At 48.7% G+C, this 522-nt stretch carries 1 pseudogene; it reads left to right on the top strand.

Annotated features, from left to right (window positions below):
* Window positions 1-522: pseudogene (locus R7044_RS27935) on the top strand (hypothetical protein); the annotation flags it as partial.

Genomic DNA, 522 nt, shown 5'->3' with positions numbered 1-522 from the left:
ATGACGTTCGACAAAGCATGTGACTACTATGCCCAGTACTTGAAGAAAGAAGGTCTAGAGATCGAGGCCCGCGAAGCCATCCTAGAGTTTGTCGATCTTGATGAGAACAGCTTGGATGACTTTGGTAACGATGTGCGAATCGTTCTAGCCTCAGCAGACTTCGGTAAAGAACTCACCACTTCTGTGTTATGGCTGCGTGATAAAGGCGTCGATATCAGTTGTGTGCGCCTCACGCCCTATCGCTACAAAGAAGATGTACTGATCAATGCTGAGCAGATCATCCCTGTTCCAGAAGTGGAAGAGTACCAAGTGAAGTTCCGCGAGAAGCGTGCCGAGCAGCGCACAAGCGTTCAAAAAGGCGAAAAAGATTACTCGGAGTACCGCTATAGCGGTCATACCTATAAAAAGCGTCACCTCGCGCTAGCGTTAGTCACGGACTGGATCGAGAAGCATCAGCCACAAAGCTTGAATGATGTACTCAACGCATTTAACGAGCCAGTAAGACGACGCATTGCCATCCTA

Source organism: Vibrio sp. 1402 (assembly GCF_033340275.1).
This window is presented reverse-complemented; position numbering and strand designations above follow the sequence as displayed.